We start from the raw sequence: 16072 nt of genomic DNA on the forward strand, positions 1-16072 counted from the left end.
GCTCAGCGGTCGTGCACGCGGCCCGCAACCACTTCGATCCGCCGCGTGGTGGACACCGCGTCCAGCATCCGCCGGTCGTGCGTCACCAGCAACAGAGTTCCCGTGTAGGACTCCAGCGCCGACTCCAGCTGCTCGATCGCGGGCAGGTCGAGGTGGTTCGTCGGCTCGTCGAGCACCAGCAGGTTCACCCCGCGCGCCTGGAGCAAAGCGAGCCCGGCGCGTGTGCGCTCGCCCGGTGAGAGCGACGCGGCGGGGCGCAGGACGTGCTGCGCGCGGAGGCCGAACTTCGCCAGCAGCGTGCGGATGTCGGCGGGCATCCAGTCAGGCACCTGTGCGGCAAAACTGTCCAGAAGGGACTGTTCGCCGAGGAACGCGCCTCGCGCCTGGTCGATCTCGCCGACCTGGACCCCGGAGCCCAGCGTCGCGTGGCCCGCGTCCAACGGCACCCGCCCGAGCAGCGCCGCGAGCAACGTGGACTTGCCCGCGCCGTTCGCGCCGGTGATCGCGACGCGGTCGGCCCAGTCGATCTGGAGGTCGACCGGCCCGAACGTGAAGTCCCCGCGCTGGACCACCGCCGCGCGCAGTGAGGCCACGACCGAGCCGGAGCGCGGCGCCGCCGCGATCTCCATGCGCAGCTCCCACTCCTTGCGGGGCTCCTCGACCACGTCGAGGCGCTCGATCATGCGCTCGGTCTGCCGCGCCTTGGAAGCCTGCTTCTCCGTCGCCTCGGACCTGAACTTGCGTCCTTGCTTGTCGTTGTCCTTGACCTTGCGGCGCGCGTTCTTGACGCCCTTCTCCATCCAGGCCCGCTGCGCCTGCCCCCTTGCCTCCAGCGCCGCCTTGGTGTCCGCGTACTCCTCGTAGTCCTCGCGCGCATGCCGCCGAGCGACGTCGCGTTCCTCCAAGTAGGACGCGTATCCGCCGCCGTAGACCGAGACCTGTTGCTGCGCGAAGTCGAGCTCGACGACCGAGGTCACCGTCCTCGTCAGGAACTCGCGGTCGTGGCTGACCAGCACAGTGCCCGCGCGGAGCCCGGTGACGAACTTCTCCAGGCGGTCAAGGCCGTCCAGGTCCAGGTCGTTGGTGGGCTCGTCGAGCAGGAACACGTCGTAGCGGCTCAGCAGCAGCGAGGCCATGCCCGCGCGTGCCGCCTGCCCTCCGGAGAGCGAGGCCATGGGCTGGTCGAGGCTGATCGTCAGGCCGAGGTCGTCCGCGACCTCTTCGGCCCGCTCCTCCAGGTCCGCCCCGCCGAGCGAGAGCCAGCGCTCCAACGCGATCGCGTAGCCGTCGTCCGCGCCGGGCTCACCGCTGGCCAGCGCCTCCGCCGCGCGGTCCATCTCCTCCTGCGCGCCGGTGACCCCGGTGCGGCGTCCGAGGAACGCGCGGACGGTCTCGTCGGCGCGGCGCTCGGGCTCCTGCGGGAGGTAGCCGATGGTCGCGGCGGGCGGGCTGAGCTGGACGCCGCCCTGCTCCGGCGGGATGAGCCCGCCCAGTGTCTTGAGCAGGGTGGACTTGCCCGCGCCGTTGACGCCGACGAGGCCGATCACGTCCCCGGGCGCGACGACGAGGTCAAGGCCGGAGAACAGGGTCCGGTCGCCGTGACCGGCGCTGAGGTCCTTGGCGACGAGGGTGGCGCTCATGCCGAGAAGCATGCTGGTCGCGCTCAGCCCTCCGCCGAGCGGGTCCAGGTGCGCATCAGCAGCTCAACGGCGTCCACGACCACGTCGTCGGCGATCTCGTCCGGGAACAGCATCCGCTGGACGAGCAGACCGTCCTCCAGCGCGTGCACGATCAGCGCCAGGAACGCCGGATCGGCCGGTGGTTTCTTCCCCGCGAAGGCCCGCTCGATGGTGCGGGTGTGCGCGTCACGGGCGATCGTCTCGCGCTCCGCGAGCTGCGGCCGGATCTCCTCGTTGCGCAGCGCGTAGAGCATCAGTTCGGTCCGCAGCGTCAGCCACTCGGTGAGGTGGTCAGCGCGGGCACGGTTCCACTCGCGGACGGCCTCCCACGGGTTCTCGGCCTCCTGGAGCACGGTGACCTCTTCCAGCTCGCGCAGCGTCCGTTGCCTCAACAACTCGCCGACCAGCTGGTGCTTGTCCTCGAAGTTGCCGTAGAACGCGCCCCGCGTGTAGCCGGCGCGCTCCGCGATCTGCTCCACCGACGCGCCGTTGACGCCGCGCTCAGCGAACAGCTCGGCGGCGGCTGCGAGGAGCCGTTCCCGGGTCTGCGCACGGCTCTGTTCCCTGGTCAGACGCATGCGCTCAATATACAAGAGTGTTTTCAGATACAGATCTGTATCTTGAAGTGCATGTGGACGAGGAACGCGACCGAACTGGCCGCGGCGGTGCGCTCGGGAGAGGTCAGCGCGGTCGAGGTCGTCCGCGCGCACCTGGACCGGATCGCCGAGGTCAACCCGGCGGTCAACGCGGTGACCAGGACGTTGGAGCGCGAGGCGCTGGCCGCCGCGGAGGACGTCGACCGCCGCAGGGCGTCCGGGGAACGGCTCGGCGCGCTGGCCGGGGTCCCCTTCACGGTGAAGGAGAACATCGACGTCCGGGGCTCCGCGACCACCCACGGCGTGCCGCGTTTCGAGCACGCGATCGCCGAATCGGACGCGCCCCAGGTCCGGCGGCTGCGCGCGGCGGACGCGATCCCGATCGGCCGCTCCAACATGCCCGACCTCACCATCGGCGGGCACGGCATCACGAGCCAGCTCTTCGGCGAGACCGTGAACCCGTGGGACAGGACGAAGACGCCCGGCGGGACGAGCGGCGGTGACGGTGCGGCCGTCGCTGCGGGCATGGCCGCGATCGGGCTGGGCAACGACTCCGGCGGCTCGCTCCGGATCCCGGCCATGTGCTGCGGCGTCACCGGCTTGAAGGCCAGCTACGGACGCCTTCCGGTCGACCACCGCGTGGCAGGGACCGAGCCGGCGCTGGCCTCACAACTGCTCCCCGTGGACGGCCCGATTGCGCGCGCGGTCGGCGACCTGCGTGCCGCGTTTCGCGTGCTGGCCGGTCCTGATGTGGACGACCCGCTCGCCCTGCCCGTGCCGCTCGACGGGCCTCCGCCGACCGAGCCGATAAAGGTCGGTGTGGTGACCGACCCGGGCGGTTTCGGCGTGCACCCGGACGTCCGAACCGCCGTGGAACTCGCCGCCGCCGTCCTGGGCGGTGCGGGATACGCGGTCGAGGAGGTCGCGCTGCCGCGCTACACCGACGCGCTGACCGCCTACGGGAAGTTGATCAGCACGGAGTTCGGGCTGTCGTGGCCGCGCATCCGGCCGCTGCTGACCGAGCAGAGCGCTCAGCACATGGAGCTGTCCATGGAGCGCGTGCCGCCCAGTTCGCTGGCCGACTACGTGAGGCTCACCGGCGACCGGCACGGAATAGTCCGGGACTGGCAGCGGTTCCAGCAGCGGTACCCGCTGGTCGTCGGCCCGGTCTGCACCCAGCCGGTCGGTGGTCGGAACCTGCGGATGTCCGGCCCGGAGGAGCACATGCGCGCCACGCTGTCGATCAGCCTCAACACGGTGACCTCGCTCGTCGGCGTGCCCGCGGTGGCGGTGCCGACAGGCGTCGTGGACGGTGTGCCGATGGGGGTCCAGGTGATCGGTGCGCGCTTCCGCGAGGACATGTGCCTCACCGCCGCAGAGGTGCTCGAACGGCATTTCGGCAGCTTCACTCCCGTCACGCCAGAGTGGAAAGGCGAGCAAGCGTGGACCAGGTGACCGCGATCCGGTACGTCACACCGCTGCGCGAGGGCGGGTCGCTGCCCGGGATCATGGAGGCCGACGACCTCGGCACCTACGTGGTGAAGTTCCGTGGCGCGGGCCAGGGCCGCAAGGTGCTGGTCGCCGAGGTCGTCAGCGCGCACATCGCCCGCGCACTCGGCCTGCCGGTGCCGTCGTTGGTGACGGTCGAACTGGACCCGGTGCTCGCGACCAGCGAACCCGACCAGGACATCCAGGACCTTCTGCGCGCGAGCGGCGGCCTCAACCTCGGCATGGACTACCTGCCCGGCGCACTCGACTTCAACCCGACGGCGTTCTCGGTGGACTCCACGTTCGCCGGGCGGGTCGTGTGGTTCGACGGCCTCATCGGCAACGTCGACCGGTCGTGGAAGAACCCGAACATGCTGTCCTGGCACGGCTCGCCGCAGCTGATCGACCACGGTTCGGCGTTGACCTTCCACCACAACTGGCCCCGCCGGGAGAGCTGGGTGGCCAAGCCGTACGACGCGAGCGACCACGTGCTGATCGACTTCGCCCCCGACGTGACCGCCGCGAACACCGCGCTCGCCCCGCTGGTCACCCGCGAGGTCCTGGAGGCCGCGCTGGCCGAGGTCCCGGACGTGTGGCTGGCCGAGGAGCCCGGCTTCGACGGCCCCGACGACCTGCGCGAGGCGTACGTGGAGCAGCTCGCCGCGCGCGCCGCCGCGAGCACCGCGTGGCTGCCGGACCCGACGATCAGGAAGGATCGGACGCCGACGAAGGTCGGGGCGAACCGACCGGACTGGCTGACCAGGGGTGGCGGGAAGTGACCGATCGGCGACACGTCTTCGAGTACGCCGTGCTCCAGGTCGTACCGCGCGCCGAACGCGGTGAGTCGATCAACGCCGGGGTGCTGCTCTACTGCCGCAGGCTGGACTACCTCGGCTCGCGGACGCACCTGGACGCGGATCGGCTGCGCGCGCTCGATCCGACCGCCGACTCCGACGCCGTCGGGCGAGCGGTGCAGGCGTTCGCGGAGATCTGCGCGGCCTCGGAGCGGGCGGGGCTCGCCGCCGAAGAAGAGATCGGCCGCCGCTTCCGCTGGCTGACCGCGCCGCGCAGCACGGTCGTCCGCGCCGGTCCCGTCCACACCGGCCTCACGCTGGACCCCGACGCGGACGCCGATCGGCTCCTGGCACAGCTCGTCCTGCCCATCCGATGAGGTCCGGCTAGCGTCGCCGCGTGGCTGACTTTCCCGCGTGGGCGACCGAAAAAGCGGTCGTGGTTCCCTATCGGCAACTCTGGGCGGATCGCGCCGCCGCGGAGCGGGTGCGGCTCGTCGAGCTGCTGGAGCCGTGGCTGGTCGAAGGTGTCGAGCACATCGGCTCGACCGCCGTTCCCGGTCTGGACGCGAAACCGATCGTGGACCTGATGGCCTCGGTTCCCGAGCACACGGACGGCTCCGTGCACGTCCCACTGCTCGACGACGGGTGGCACCTGGTGCCACCCGAACTGGACGAGCGACCGTGGCGGCGGCTGTTCGTCCGCCCCGACGCGTCCGGAAAGCACCGCGTCGCGCACCTGCACCTGGTCTCCGCCGGTCACCAGCGATGGCGCGACCAGCTCGCTTTTCGCGACGCGCTGCGCGCCGATCCCGACCTGACGCGCGAGTACGCGGCGTTGAAGCGGCGGTTGTCCGCCGATCACGGCGCTGATCGCGAGGCCTACACAGCCGGCAAGTCTGAGTTCGTCGTCCGAGTTCTGCGAACATGCCATGGCGGTTATATGCCTGACGGGTTACATTGACGTCATGTCCACCGTCTTCGAGGTCGTCGCCGAGCCGAGCCGCCGACGCATCCTGGACCTGCTGCTGAGCAGGCCGCACCTGGTCGGCGAGCTCAGCGAGGAACTGGGGCTGACCCAGCCGGGAACCTCCAAGCACCTGCGGGTCCTGCGCGAGGCGGGCCTGGTCCGGGTCCGCCAGGAGGCGCAGCGCCGCTGGTACGAGCTGAACCCCGGCCCGCTCGCGGAGCTGGACGGCTGGTTGCAGCCGTACCGGCGGCTGTGGGCGCGGCGACTGGACGCCCTTGAGGACTACCTCGACGCACTGCCTGACAACTAGCAGAGCCTGCCAACTAGCAGAGCCTGACTAGCAGGGACCGAGAACGAGTGAGGAACGACGATGACCCGCAACGGCGAGCTGAGCAGGCACGAAGGCCGCAACATGCTGCGTTTCGAGCGCAGGCTCAGGCACCCGATCGCGAAGGCGTGGCGCGCGATCACCGACCCCGAGCACTCGAAGCAGTGGTTCCCCGCCGCGATGCACACCGAGCTGAAGCAGGGCGCCACGATCCTCTTCGTCTTCGAGGGCGATGACGGGGCGCCGACCAAGGGCACGATCACCGACTTCGAGCCGCAGAACCTGTTCGCCTTCACCTGGGAGGGCGAAGTGCTGCGGTGGGAGCTGCGCGAAGACGGCGACGCCTGCGTGCTCGTGTTCACCCACATCTTCGACGACCGCGCCGGCGCCGCGAGCTTCGCCACCGGATGGGAGGGCTGCTTCACCGCGCTGGACCAGCTCCTCGCCGACGAGAAGATCACCGAAGCCGCCCCGTACGGTCCGCGCCACGACGAGTACGTGGCCCTGTTCGACCTGGCACGCGGCGAGTCGCGCGAGACCGAGGACGGCTGGGAGGTTCGTTTCGAGCGCAACCTCACCAAGTCGCAGTCGGACGTCTGGGCACTGCTCACCGACTCCACCCCGGCGGTCGGCGAGGAACCGCCCCTTCGCTTCACCACCGGCTACGTCCAGGTCGGCCCCGTCACCGCGGTCAAGGAGCGCGAGCTGCTGGAGTACTCGTGGGAAGGCGGCGCCATCCGCTGGGAGTTGCGACCGGGCAACGGCGGTGCACGGCTCGTGCTGACCCAGACCGGAACCTCGGCTCAGGCCGACCAGCGCGCGACGGCACTCGGAGCGTGGCACGTCCACATCGACCTGCTCGCACAGTGGTTGCGCGGTGAGACCCCGTGCTGGCCCGAAGGGCGCGTCGAGGCCCTGGCGGAGGAATACGCGCAGGAGTACACCGAGCAATTGAATCTCAGCTGAGGGCTACACCCCTCAACTGACAGCGTGACCAGGAGATTCGCCGGAAACCGCTTACCCTGCGGCCATGACGAGCCTCCCCACCACGTCCACGCTCGCGGTCGACGTCGTCAACAGCATGGAACGCGTCTCCGGCGCTTTTCCCGGCTACCGCAGGGCCCACGCGCGCGGCGTGTGCTTCGACGCCACGTTCACGCCGAGCGGTGACGCGGCGGGCCTGACCACCGCGGCCCACCTCCAGCACGCGGAGGTGGCCGCGACGGTCCGCTTCTCCAACTCCAACGGCAGCCCGAGCACCCTCGACGGCGCGCGGGCCGGGCGCGGCATGGCGGTGAAGTTCCACCTACCGACCGGCGCGGCGACCGACCTCGTCGCGGTGAACCTCCCGGTGTTCCTGGCCTCCACGCCGCAGAACTTCCTGAACCTGTTGGGGGCGCTGGAGAAGGACCCGGTCACCGGCGCGACCGACCCCGCCAGGCTCGGCGCGTACATCCAGCAGAACCCCGAGGCCGCGGCGGGCTTCCAGGCCGTGGCGACGATGCCCATCCCGGTCAGCTACGGCACGGTCCGCTACTGGGCCATCCACGCGTTCGAGTGGACGAACGCCCAGGGGCACAGCCAGTTCGTCCGCTACCGCTGGGAGCCTGACACCGGCGTCCAGGACCTGTCCGAAGTGGACGGTCTGGCCCAGGAACCCGAGTACCTGACCGCCGAACTGGTGCGGCGCCTCGCGGACGGCCCGGTCGGCTTCACCCTGCGCGTGCAGCTGGCGGAGCCTGGCGATCCGACCGACAACGCCACCAAGGCATGGCCCGCCGACCGCAAAGAGATCGTCGCGGGTCATCTCGAGATCACCGGACCCGTTGCCGACCAGGACCACTGGGCAGCCGAGATCTTCGACCCGACCCGCGTCACCGACGGCATCGCCCTCTCCGCCGACCCGATCCTGGCGTTTCGCCATGACGCCTACGCGGTCTCCTACGACCGCCGCTCCCACAACGCCTGATTCAGTCCCAACACGCAACCTGCCCCAACACCCGAACCACTACGGCGCCCCGACCTGTCACAGCACCGGCCCCAACCACAGGATCTGACAGTCACGGCGCCTTGAGCTGCGACGGAGCCTCGAGTCTGACAACGCCCTGCACTCTGCAACACCGCGACAGCGCTTGAGCCAGCACGAAGCCCGAGCCCAGCAACACCCGAGCGCTACAACACGTGAAGTGGCACAACACCTGCCGGAGGACGAGCGCGCGGGGGCTCAGCCGCCACAGCCCCCGCATCCTCCACCGCAGCCGCCACCACCGCCACAGCTGCTGCTGCCGCCGCCGTCACCGCCACTCCCGCCACCATCGGAACCACCGCCGGACACCGGTGGCGGGGTGTAGGTGAGCGCGTCCTGGATCTGCGCATCCGGATAGAGCGCCAAGCCGCCGAAGAGCACAGCCCCAGCGGCGAAGCCGAACGTGGAGACGCCGACCAGGTCCGGCTCGTCCGCGTGGTGGTTGTGGCGACCGCGCGCCTCAGCAGCGACACGGTCCCCGAGCGCGGTCCGCTTGCCGGCCTGGACACGCCGGGACGCAGACCGCGTGATCATCGTGGCGATACCGGCGATCGCCACGAGCGGGATCAGGAATCCGACCGGCCGCGCGGCCGACACCCCGTCAACGACGCGAAGGACCCCGACCAAGAGCACCGCGAGGAACAGCAAGGAGATCCACCGCAACCGGCTTCGCACCACCGATTGCGGCACCAGCAGACCCCGGTCAGCAAGGTCGTCCGCGATCGCGCCACAGGCAGGCGATTCCATCGCCCGGTCCACGACGGTCCGCGCCCGCACCGTGTTCGCCTTGTCCAACACGGCGTTCTCCAGCGGGTCGGACGTGACCCCTCCGGAGGTGCGACTCACCAGACCGGTGCTGGCGATGCGCAGCCGCCCGTCCGCGAGCAGCGTGGCCAAGGCGGTCTCCGCAGCACGGCGCGCACCACCTACCAGGAACGCCAAGTGGTACGGCGGCGGGATCAATGTCCCCACGGGCACACCGTGATCACCGACCCGCCGTTGACGTCGTCCCCAGACGTTGTTCACCAGCAACACGCCGATGATCAACGCGCAGTACAGGGCGAGGAACGCCGGGCCGGAGATCCCCCACGGTTCGGTCATGGTCAGCCACCCCCAGGAGTCGACGGACTCCGGGCGAGGCTAACCCGTGACGAGCCGCTCCGGCGCCTCCGTGTCCGAGCTGTGTCGAGAATCGTGCTGCAGCAACACGTTCTCGATGAGCTCGACCAGAACGCCCTTCACCGAGGCCCGGTTGCGCGCGTCGCAGTGCACGATCTTGGTTCCCGAGGAGACGCCGAGCGCCTCGCGCACCTCCTCGGTCTCGAAGCGGTCGGCGCCGTCGAAGGTGTTGACCGCGACGACGAACGGCGTCCCGCGTTCCTCGAAGTAGTCGATCACCGGGTAGCAGTCCTCGATCCGCCTGGTGTCCACCAGCAGGATCGCACCGAGCGCACCGTCGGAGACGTCGTCCCACAGGAACGAGAACCGCTCCTGCCCTGGCGTCCCGAACATGTACAGCACGTAGGAGCTGTCCAGGGTGATGCGACCGAAGTCGAACGCGACGGTGGTCGTGCTCTTGTCCGGGAGCACGGTGGTGTCGTCGACGCCCACCGAGACCTCGGTCATCGCCGCCTCGGTGGTCAGCGGCTCGATCTCCGAGATCGCCCCGATGAGCGTCGTCTTGCCGACGCCGAACCCACCGCTGACAACGATCTTGACCGGCAGCGGGCAGGCCGCCGGGGTGTGCTCAGAGTGCCCGGACAAGATCTCTGATCCTCTCGATGGCGTGACCAGAAAGGGCGGTGGACTCCTGGTGGTCCAGGAGGTTCTCGGCGATGAGGTCGGCGATGAGGATTCGCGCGACGCCGAGGGGGACGCCGATGCCGACGGCCACCTCGGCCACGGACAGCGCGCGCTCGGCGCACAGCCGGACGATGCTCAGCCGCTCGAACTCCAGTGCGGATTCGGCGGCGCCGGCCCGGGCCCGGACCAGGGTGTCCACCCGGAGCCCACCGTTGCGAGGAGCGGTGCGGCCACCGGTGACGATGAAGGGACGGACGAAGGAGTCGCCCGCGTCCTCCGAACCGGTGGCGACCGGCTCCTGGCGCCGCGCGGCCGACCACGCGTCGTGCGACTCCAACCCGGGGATCATGCGGGAATCCGGCAGTCGGGGACCTTCGGTCATAGCGCCAGCTGCCCTCGCAACTCGGTGATCAACGCCGGGGTGAGCAGATCACCGGCGCGCTCGGCGAGCACGGCGATCTCGTAGCCGATCAGGCCGATGTCGCAGTCCCGCTCCGTCAGCACGCCGACCGAACTGCCGTCGCCGATCGAGGAGACCAGCAGGAATCCCCGCTGCATCTCGATCATGATCAGCTTCAGGCCCTCGAACTCGTACCGCCGAGCCGCGCTGCGGCTGAGGCTGACCAGGCCGGAGACGATCGCGGCGAGCTGGTCGGCCTCCGTCCGGTCCAGGCCACCCGAGGTCGCCAGCAACAGCCCGTCCGAGGAGACAGCGACCGCGTCGCGCACGGCGTCGGTGCTGCGGACGAAGTTGGCCAGCAACCAGTTGAACGTCTCGGGTGTTGTGTTCAGCTCGGCCGTCACCTGGGTTCCTCTGCATTCTGGTGTGACACGGTGTGCGGACCGGCCTGGTCCTTCGGCGAGTCGCGGAACGCGCGCTCACCACGCTTGTGGCCGCCCCGGAAGTCCGAGAGCATGCTGCGCACCTGGGCGGGTGTGCGGTCGGTGACCGGGGGCTTGGGCACGGCGCGCACACTGCGGTTCTGTCCGCTCCCCTGGTTGCGCGGAACGCGCTTGAGCAACCCGTTGCGCGTGCGCTCCCCGCTCGGCCGCTGGTGCTGCGTCACGTTGTCCGGGGTCGGCTCGGGCTCCAGCACCGCGACGGCGACCGGGGCGGGGACCGGCTCCGCGGGCTCCGGCGGCGGGATGACGTGCGCCCGCCGGACCAGCTCGGGCTCGTCCTCCGGAACGGTGCGCGTCGCGGGACCGGTCACCAGCAAGGAGGTCGGCAGCACGATCCGCGCGGTCACCCCGCTCGCGGGGGACTCGGCCAGGTTCACCTGGACACCGAGCCGCTTGGCCAGCTGGCCGACCACGTAGTGCCCGAGGAACCGCGTCGGCGCGACCAGGAAGTTCTCCTCGCCCCCGAGCCGGGTGTTGGCCCTGGCCATCGCGTCGGCGGACATGCCGATGCCGTGGTCGATCACGGCCAGCGTGTAGCCGTTCGGCACGCGGCGGCCGTAGATCTCGACCTCGACCTCCGGTGGGGAGAAGGACAGCCCGTTCTCGATCAGCTCGGCCAGCATGTGCGCGATCTCAGCGGCCACCGCGCCCGCCACGAGCTGGTCGTCGATCCGCCGGAACACCACCCGGTGGTAGTCCTCGACCTCGGCCAGCGCCGCGCGGACGACGTCGACCGCGGGGAGCGGCTCGGTCCACTGACGGGGGCTGGTGGTGCCCGCGAGGACCAGCAGGCTCTCCGCGTTGCGCCGCATGCGGGTGGCGAGGTGGTCGAGCTGGAAGAGGTTGGACAGCACCGCCGGGTCCAGCTCCTCCTGCTCCAGGTCGGTGATGAACGCGAGCTGGCGGCGCAACAGGTTCTGGTTGCGGCGGCCCAGGTTCGCCATGGACTCGCTGGTGTTGCGGCGCAACACCGTCTGCTCGTTGGCCAGCGCGAAGGCGGTCGACTGCACGCGGTCAAGCGCACGGGTCACCGAGTGGATCTCCGCACCCGCGCCCACCGGTGCTCGCATCGGCTCGGGCGGCGGCGGTCGCTCGTGCTCCCGAGCGGTCTGCAGTGCGGCGACCGCCTCCGGGAGGCGTCGGGTCGCGATGTCCTCCGCGTCCTCCGCGAGTGCCGCCAGCGGTCCGATGATGGAGCGCTTGGCGTCGACGAACATCCACAGCAGCAGTGCGATCACCAGCAGCACCACGAGAACCACGACGACCAGCTCCGCGGTGGCCTCGTTCTGGAGCGTCTCGGCCCGCCCTTGGATGTCGTCGGCGACGCTCTGCAGCACACCCTGGAGCTCGTCGATGTACGCGGTCATCCAGTCGTGGTGCGCCCGCGAGTTGATCCGCTCGGAGAGGGCTCCCCCCGCGGCCGCGACCGCGACCCGTTCGGCGTTGGCGATGTCCGCCGCGACCCTGGTGGACTGGGCGCGCTCCAGCCGCTCGCGTTGCGCGGAGGTGGCTCGCCGGTTGAACTCCGCGAACCCGGCCTGCTTGGTGACGAGGATCTCGCTGAAGCGGATGTACTCGTCGTCCTTGAACCGGTTGCCCGTGGAGTTGAAGACGCCGTTGAGGAAGGAGCGCTGTTGACCGGAGCGCTCCTTGGCGTTGGACAGCGCGCGCATCGCGAACAAGCCTTGCTGGAGCACGTTGTCAGCGACCAGGTCGAAGTCGAGGTGTCCCTGGTTGAGCAGCGCGATGCGCTCGGTGAAGTACTCGTGACTGGCGTTGAAGTCGATCGACTTGGAGTCGATCCTGGTCCGCATCGGGGGGAGGTCGCTCAGCCGGTCCAGCGCGGTGCGCACGGCAGCGACCTTCTCCGGCGACACCGTCCCGATGAGCTGGATCAAGCTGCGCTGCGCCGCGTCGGTGCGCGCCCGGTACTCCTGGAACAGCCCCCGGAACTCGTCGCGGCCACCGAGGAAGCCACTGCTGATGCCTCGCTCACGCTGGACCTCGTGCACTAGGCGCTGCACGGTGATCTCGACGGTCACCGAGTCGGAGGTGGCGCGGGCGGCTAAGTCGCGCTGGACGACCGACGTGACCTCGATGCCCAGCAGGACGACCACAACGGTGAGGCAGAGCGCCAGGATCCGCAGCAGTTTGCCGCGGATGGTGCCGAGGGGGCGGATCTCGCTCGACGGCGCGGTCACCTGTCTGGGAACGTCGTCGGACCCGGACGACGACCGGTGACCTGCGCTCACAAGGACCTCCACCCAGCCCGGGGTTGCGCGGTCGACCCGCGACTCAAGCTGAACCGTGATACGGCACCGGATGGCACCGCGCAATCATCATGCGGCACCGCGAACCCCTCGAAAAACGCGCAAAAACCCTGTGCTAGAAGTGCGAAAGTTCCTCAGTGGACACACTGTGATCTGCAAGGACATTCCGAACATCCACCGGCCTGACCCGCTGGGACAGCACGGAAAACCTCACCCGTTCGTGCGAGGTGAGTTCGGCTGGGCGGATATCGTCTCAGCCAATTCCGACGATTCTCACCGGCTTCGCGGGCGCACCGTCGAGCGGATCGGCCGGCCCGGGGATGATGCCGTTGGCCACGATGCGGTCCAGGACGCGCATGCCCTTGGTGACCCGGCCCAGCACGGTGTACGCGGGCTTGATGTTGGCGAAGCTGTGCACAAGGAAGAACTGCGAACCGTTGGTGTCGGGCCCGAAGTTGCCCATTGCCACGGTCCCGCGCGGATAGGTCTCCTTACCGGTGACCTCGTCGTCGAACTTGTACCCGGGACCGCCCTTCTCGGCCGCGTAGACGTCGCCGCACTGCAGAACGCCCAACCGAGCGGAGTTCGTCAACCGCCAGCACCGCGTCTTGTCGTAGAAGCGCTGTCGCGCAAGCGAAAGCAGGTTGTGCACAGCGCACGGCGCGTTGGCGCGGTCGAGTTCGAGGTCGATCTCGCCGTAGTTGGTCCTGATGGTCACGCCGACAGTGCCACGGGCCTTCGCGCGCGGAAGGGGCGCGCGGACGGGCTTCGCGGCGGGGTCGTCCGGGGTCGGTGTGAACACGCACCGGGCCACTGACGGGCTCGCGTGCGCGGGAAGCGCGACCGTCAACGAGGCGAGCAGGGCGGCGACCACAGCGACAGACCAGCGCTTCCTCATAAGGGCCAACCTAACGAGCCCACCGCCGAGGGGGAAGGCCACTGAACGGCGCAGCATTCTCCGCAATCCCGGAAATATTGATCGCGCAATCAGTTAAGGGATGGTTGGAGCACCGCAATGACAGCCATTTGGATGCATGCACACCCATCAGGAGCCCCCTACAATCGTGGCGTTCTTCAGCCCTGCGCAGCGAGAAAGAACGCCTCAATCACCTGCTACCGCCATATAGGTGACACCCTTTCCCCCATGCCCTAAATGCAGCGGAGGTATTTCCATGTTGAGAACCGCGACGGTCGCCGGTGTGCTGTTATCCCTGCTGGCGGTGCCCTCACCGGCGCTGGCCGACGACTCGCCGCCTCCGCCCGGAAAGATCACCGTCGACGTGGTCAGCGTCAACGGCTCCGGCTGCCCCGCAGGCACCGCCGCGGTGGCGGTCAACCACGACAACACCGCCTTCACCGTGACCTACAGCCGCTACCTCGCCCAGGCCGGCGGCGGCGCCGACCCGACCGAGATCAGGAAGAACTGCCAGCTCAACCTGAGGGTGAACGTGCCGCAGGGCTTCACCTACGCGGTGGCGCAGGCGGACTACCGCGGCTACGCCAACCTGGCGAGCGGCGCCAGCGGCATCGAGCAGGCGAACTACTACTTCACCGGCACTTCGCCGACCGCGCATGTCAGGCACACCTTCCGCGGCCCGTTCAACGACAACTGGCAGGCCACGGACAAGACGGCGATCGCCGATCTGGTCTACGCCCCCTGCGGCGAACAGCGCAATCTGAACGTCAACAGCGAGCTGCGGGTGAGCAAGGGCAGCTCGACCGGGCACAGCTTCATGTCGATGGACTCCACCGACGGCAGTGTCAACACCATTTATCACTTCGCGTGGAAGAAGTGCGACCAGTAACCCCGCGAAACGCGCACCGGGCGCGACACTTCCTTCGGGAGTGTCGCGCCCTCCTTTCTTGACCCCCTGCAAAGAAACAACGTTTGCATTCAGCTATTCTTGTCCGGTGACGAACCCCGCGCACGCTGCTGTCCTCTACTAGCTCCGGCGAGCCAGCTCCTCATCCGCGCCACCACGCCCGCAGAGGCCGGTGGCGCGTTTTCAGGCATCGCCGAGCACAGCAGCGGAAACGGACTCGTGACAACTTCAGCACCCCAGCTCGTCTCGTGGACCGAGGCGGGCCAGCCCCGGACTGCCCAGTGGCGGTCCGCGAACGGCGCACTCCCACCGACCTCCACCGTCACGGTGGACGACAGCCTCTCCGCCGACCATGCGTACCGCCTGGCCAAACGCGGAGTCGCCATGTTGTGGCGCGGCGACTTCCAGAACGCACGCCAGCTGCTCCGCGCCCTCGATCGGCGCATCCCCACAACGCCCGCTCCAACGTTCCAGGCGCACCGCCAAGACCAGGCGCGCCGCGCTCGCGTGCTCGCGACGGTGTTGGTGCTCCTGGACTCCGACTACACGTTGGACCTCCGGCGCGCACCGAACGTCCGTGAGGCATGCAACGAGGCTTACGGCGAAGCGACCACGCTGTCCGCAACGCCACTACGCGAGCTTCTTGGTGTCGTAGGCGCGCACGAGTGGCGCAGGTCCGGCGTGCACATCCCAGCGCTCGGTGCACGGATTCGGCCCCACTACGGCGTTTTCGCGCCTATAAGGGGCGAGTACGTGCGACTGGTCGCCGAGGCTCCCCTACCGGCGCGCACGGTGGCCTTCGACATCGGAACCGGAACTGGTGTGCTGGCCGCAGTGCTAGCGCGTCGCGGAGTCGCGCGCGTCATTGCCACCGATGTGGACAGACGGGCCGTCGTGTGCGCGCAGGAGAATTTGGACGCACTCGGTTACGGTGCCCGCACAGAGGTACAGCGCGTCGACCTCTTCCCTCGCGGCCGAGCGCCGCTAGTGGTGTGCAACCCACCGTGGCTCCCCGCGCGGCCAACCTCGTCTCTGGAGCGCGCGGTGTACGACCCCGGCAGCCGGATGCTCTACGGCTTCCTCGACCGCCTTGGTAAGCACCTCACGAAGGACGGCGAAGGCTGGCTGATCCTTTCGGACCTCGCCGAACGACTGGGGCTGCGCAGCCGGGCGAACCTGATGAACGCCTTCGAGCGGGCGGGCTTGGAAGTCGTAGGGCGTTCAACAGCGACACCGCAGCACGCTCGCGCTTCCACTGTCGACGCGCCGCTGCACTCAGCACGGGTTGCCGAGGTAACTTCGCTCTGGCGTGTTCGCATGAAAGTGGACGCACAACGCTCAACGACATCCGGATGTCTTAAAGCATGAGCAGATCCCCACTGACCCGTTTGGACA

General features: G+C 69.2%; 17 protein-coding genes. 9 read left to right on the plus strand and 8 right to left on the minus strand.

The annotated features are described in order from the left end of the window. Positions 1-2: 2 nt before the first annotated feature. Together ABD798_RS31705 and ABD798_RS31710 are read right to left on the minus strand one after the other, a co-directional pair. A complete protein-coding gene (locus ABD798_RS31705) occupies positions 3-1640 on the minus strand; it encodes an ABC-F family ATP-binding cassette domain-containing protein (RefSeq protein ID WP_344883112.1) in 1638 nt (545 codons plus the stop codon). A gap of 23 nt (positions 1641-1663) precedes the next feature. Further along, positions 1664-2257, minus strand: a complete 594-nt coding sequence (locus ABD798_RS31710; RefSeq protein ID WP_344883115.1) for a TetR/AcrR family transcriptional regulator — start codon at positions 2255-2257, stop codon at positions 1664-1666. Between the two features lie 51 nt (positions 2258-2308). Between ABD798_RS31710 and ABD798_RS31715 the strand changes: the two genes are divergently transcribed. The 7 genes from ABD798_RS31715 to ABD798_RS31745 all read left to right on the plus strand — a co-directional run bounded on the left by ABD798_RS31715 (position 2309) and on the right by ABD798_RS31745 (position 7821). Continuing rightward, positions 2309-3730: an amidase gene (locus ABD798_RS31715; RefSeq protein ID WP_344883118.1), complete on the plus strand. Its 1422-nt coding sequence runs from the start codon at positions 2309-2311 to the stop codon at positions 3728-3730. Then, positions 3727-4542, plus strand: a complete 816-nt coding sequence (locus ABD798_RS31720) for a HipA family kinase (RefSeq protein ID WP_344883121.1) — start codon at positions 3727-3729, stop codon at positions 4540-4542. The genes ABD798_RS31715 and ABD798_RS31720 overlap by 4 nt, the downstream gene beginning before the upstream one ends. Continuing rightward, positions 4539-4934 (plus strand): DUF3037 domain-containing protein, encoded by a 396-nt coding sequence (locus tag ABD798_RS31725; protein ID WP_344883123.1) that lies wholly within the window; start codon positions 4539-4541, stop codon positions 4932-4934. Before ABD798_RS31720 ends, ABD798_RS31725 begins: the two co-directional genes overlap by 4 nt. A 20-nt stretch (positions 4935-4954) precedes the next feature. Further along, positions 4955-5518, plus strand: coding sequence for a GrpB family protein (locus ABD798_RS31730; RefSeq protein WP_344883126.1), 564 nt, complete (start codon positions 4955-4957; stop codon positions 5516-5518). 4 nt (positions 5519-5522) lie between these two features. Beyond that, a complete protein-coding gene (locus tag ABD798_RS31735; RefSeq protein ID WP_344883129.1) occupies positions 5523-5834 on the plus strand; it encodes an ArsR/SmtB family transcription factor in 312 nt (103 codons plus the stop codon). A 60-nt stretch (positions 5835-5894) separates the two neighbouring features. Next, positions 5895-6818 (plus strand): SRPBCC family protein, encoded by a 924-nt coding sequence (locus tag ABD798_RS31740; RefSeq protein WP_344883133.1) that lies wholly within the window; start codon positions 5895-5897, stop codon positions 6816-6818. Positions 6819-6882: 64 nt separating this feature from the next. Further along, positions 6883-7821, plus strand: a complete 939-nt coding sequence (locus ABD798_RS31745; protein ID WP_344883136.1) for a catalase family peroxidase — start codon at positions 6883-6885, stop codon at positions 7819-7821. A gap of 255 nt (positions 7822-8076) precedes the next feature. Here the strand turns inward: ABD798_RS31745 and ABD798_RS31750 are convergent, their stop codons facing one another. The 6 genes from ABD798_RS31750 to ABD798_RS31775 all read right to left on the minus strand — a co-directional run bounded on the left by ABD798_RS31750 (position 8077) and on the right by ABD798_RS31775 (position 13752). Next, positions 8077-8979 (minus strand): TIGR04222 domain-containing membrane protein, encoded by a 903-nt coding sequence (locus ABD798_RS31750; protein WP_344883139.1) that lies wholly within the window; start codon positions 8977-8979, stop codon positions 8077-8079. A 39-nt stretch (positions 8980-9018) separates the two neighbouring features. Next, positions 9019-9645 (minus strand): GTP-binding protein, encoded by a 627-nt coding sequence (locus tag ABD798_RS31755; protein ID WP_425549310.1) that lies wholly within the window; start codon positions 9643-9645, stop codon positions 9019-9021. Next, entirely contained in the window at positions 9626-10063 is a 438-nt protein-coding gene (locus tag ABD798_RS31760; protein ID WP_344883145.1) for a DUF742 domain-containing protein, read from the minus strand. The genes ABD798_RS31755 and ABD798_RS31760 overlap by 20 nt, the downstream gene beginning before the upstream one ends. Continuing rightward, entirely contained in the window at positions 10060-10485 is a 426-nt protein-coding gene (locus ABD798_RS31765) for a roadblock/LC7 domain-containing protein (protein ID WP_344883148.1), read from the minus strand. Before ABD798_RS31765 ends, ABD798_RS31760 begins: the two co-directional genes overlap by 4 nt. Then, positions 10482-12785: a sensor histidine kinase gene (locus ABD798_RS31770; protein WP_344883151.1), complete on the minus strand. Its 2304-nt coding sequence runs from the start codon at positions 12783-12785 to the stop codon at positions 10482-10484. The genes ABD798_RS31765 and ABD798_RS31770 overlap by 4 nt, the downstream gene beginning before the upstream one ends. Positions 12786-13107: 322 nt before the next feature. Beyond that, entirely contained in the window at positions 13108-13752 is a 645-nt protein-coding gene (locus tag ABD798_RS31775) for a peptidylprolyl isomerase (protein WP_344883153.1), read from the minus strand. Positions 13753-14026: 274 nt separating this feature from the next. Here ABD798_RS31775 and ABD798_RS31780 point away from each other — a divergent pair, with 274 nt between their 5' ends. Beyond that, positions 14027-14659, plus strand: a complete 633-nt coding sequence (locus ABD798_RS31780) for a DUF4360 domain-containing protein (protein ID WP_344883156.1) — start codon at positions 14027-14029, stop codon at positions 14657-14659. 237 nt (positions 14660-14896) lie between these two features. Beyond that, entirely contained in the window at positions 14897-16045 is a 1149-nt protein-coding gene (locus ABD798_RS31785; RefSeq protein ID WP_344883159.1) for a 50S ribosomal protein L11 methyltransferase, read from the plus strand. The last annotated feature ends 27 nt before the right edge of the window (positions 16046-16072 follow it).

This window comes from Allokutzneria multivorans, assembly GCF_039537405.1.
GTDB lineage: Bacteria > Actinomycetota > Actinomycetes > Mycobacteriales > Pseudonocardiaceae > Allokutzneria > Allokutzneria multivorans.

Bases quoted from the DNA above. Each gene is read 5' to 3' on its own strand.
- ABD798_RS31705 (WP_344883112.1), bottom strand. From the start codon at position 1,640: ATGAGCGCCACCCTCGTCGCCAAGGACCTCAGCGCCGGTCACGGCGAC.
- ABD798_RS31710 (WP_344883115.1), bottom strand. From the start codon at position 2,257: ATGCGTCTGACCAGGGAACAGAGCCGTGCGCAGACCCGGGAACGGCTC.
- ABD798_RS31715 (WP_344883118.1), top strand. From the start codon at position 2,309: ATGTGGACGAGGAACGCGACCGAACTGGCCGCGGCGGTGCGCTCGGGA.
- ABD798_RS31735 (WP_344883129.1), top strand. From the start codon at position 5,523: ATGTCCACCGTCTTCGAGGTCGTCGCCGAGCCGAGCCGCCGACGCATC.
- ABD798_RS31740 (WP_344883133.1), top strand. From the start codon at position 5,895: ATGACCCGCAACGGCGAGCTGAGCAGGCACGAAGGCCGCAACATGCTG.
- ABD798_RS31745 (WP_344883136.1), top strand. From the start codon at position 6,883: ATGACGAGCCTCCCCACCACGTCCACGCTCGCGGTCGACGTCGTCAAC.
- ABD798_RS31750 (WP_344883139.1), bottom strand. From the start codon at position 8,979: ATGACCGAACCGTGGGGGATCTCCGGCCCGGCGTTCCTCGCCCTGTAC.
- ABD798_RS31760 (WP_344883145.1), bottom strand. From the start codon at position 10,063: ATGACCGAAGGTCCCCGACTGCCGGATTCCCGCATGATCCCCGGGTTG.
- ABD798_RS31775 (WP_344883153.1), bottom strand. From the start codon at position 13,752: ATGAGGAAGCGCTGGTCTGTCGCTGTGGTCGCCGCCCTGCTCGCCTCG.
- ABD798_RS31780 (WP_344883156.1), top strand. From the start codon at position 14,027: ATGTTGAGAACCGCGACGGTCGCCGGTGTGCTGTTATCCCTGCTGGCG.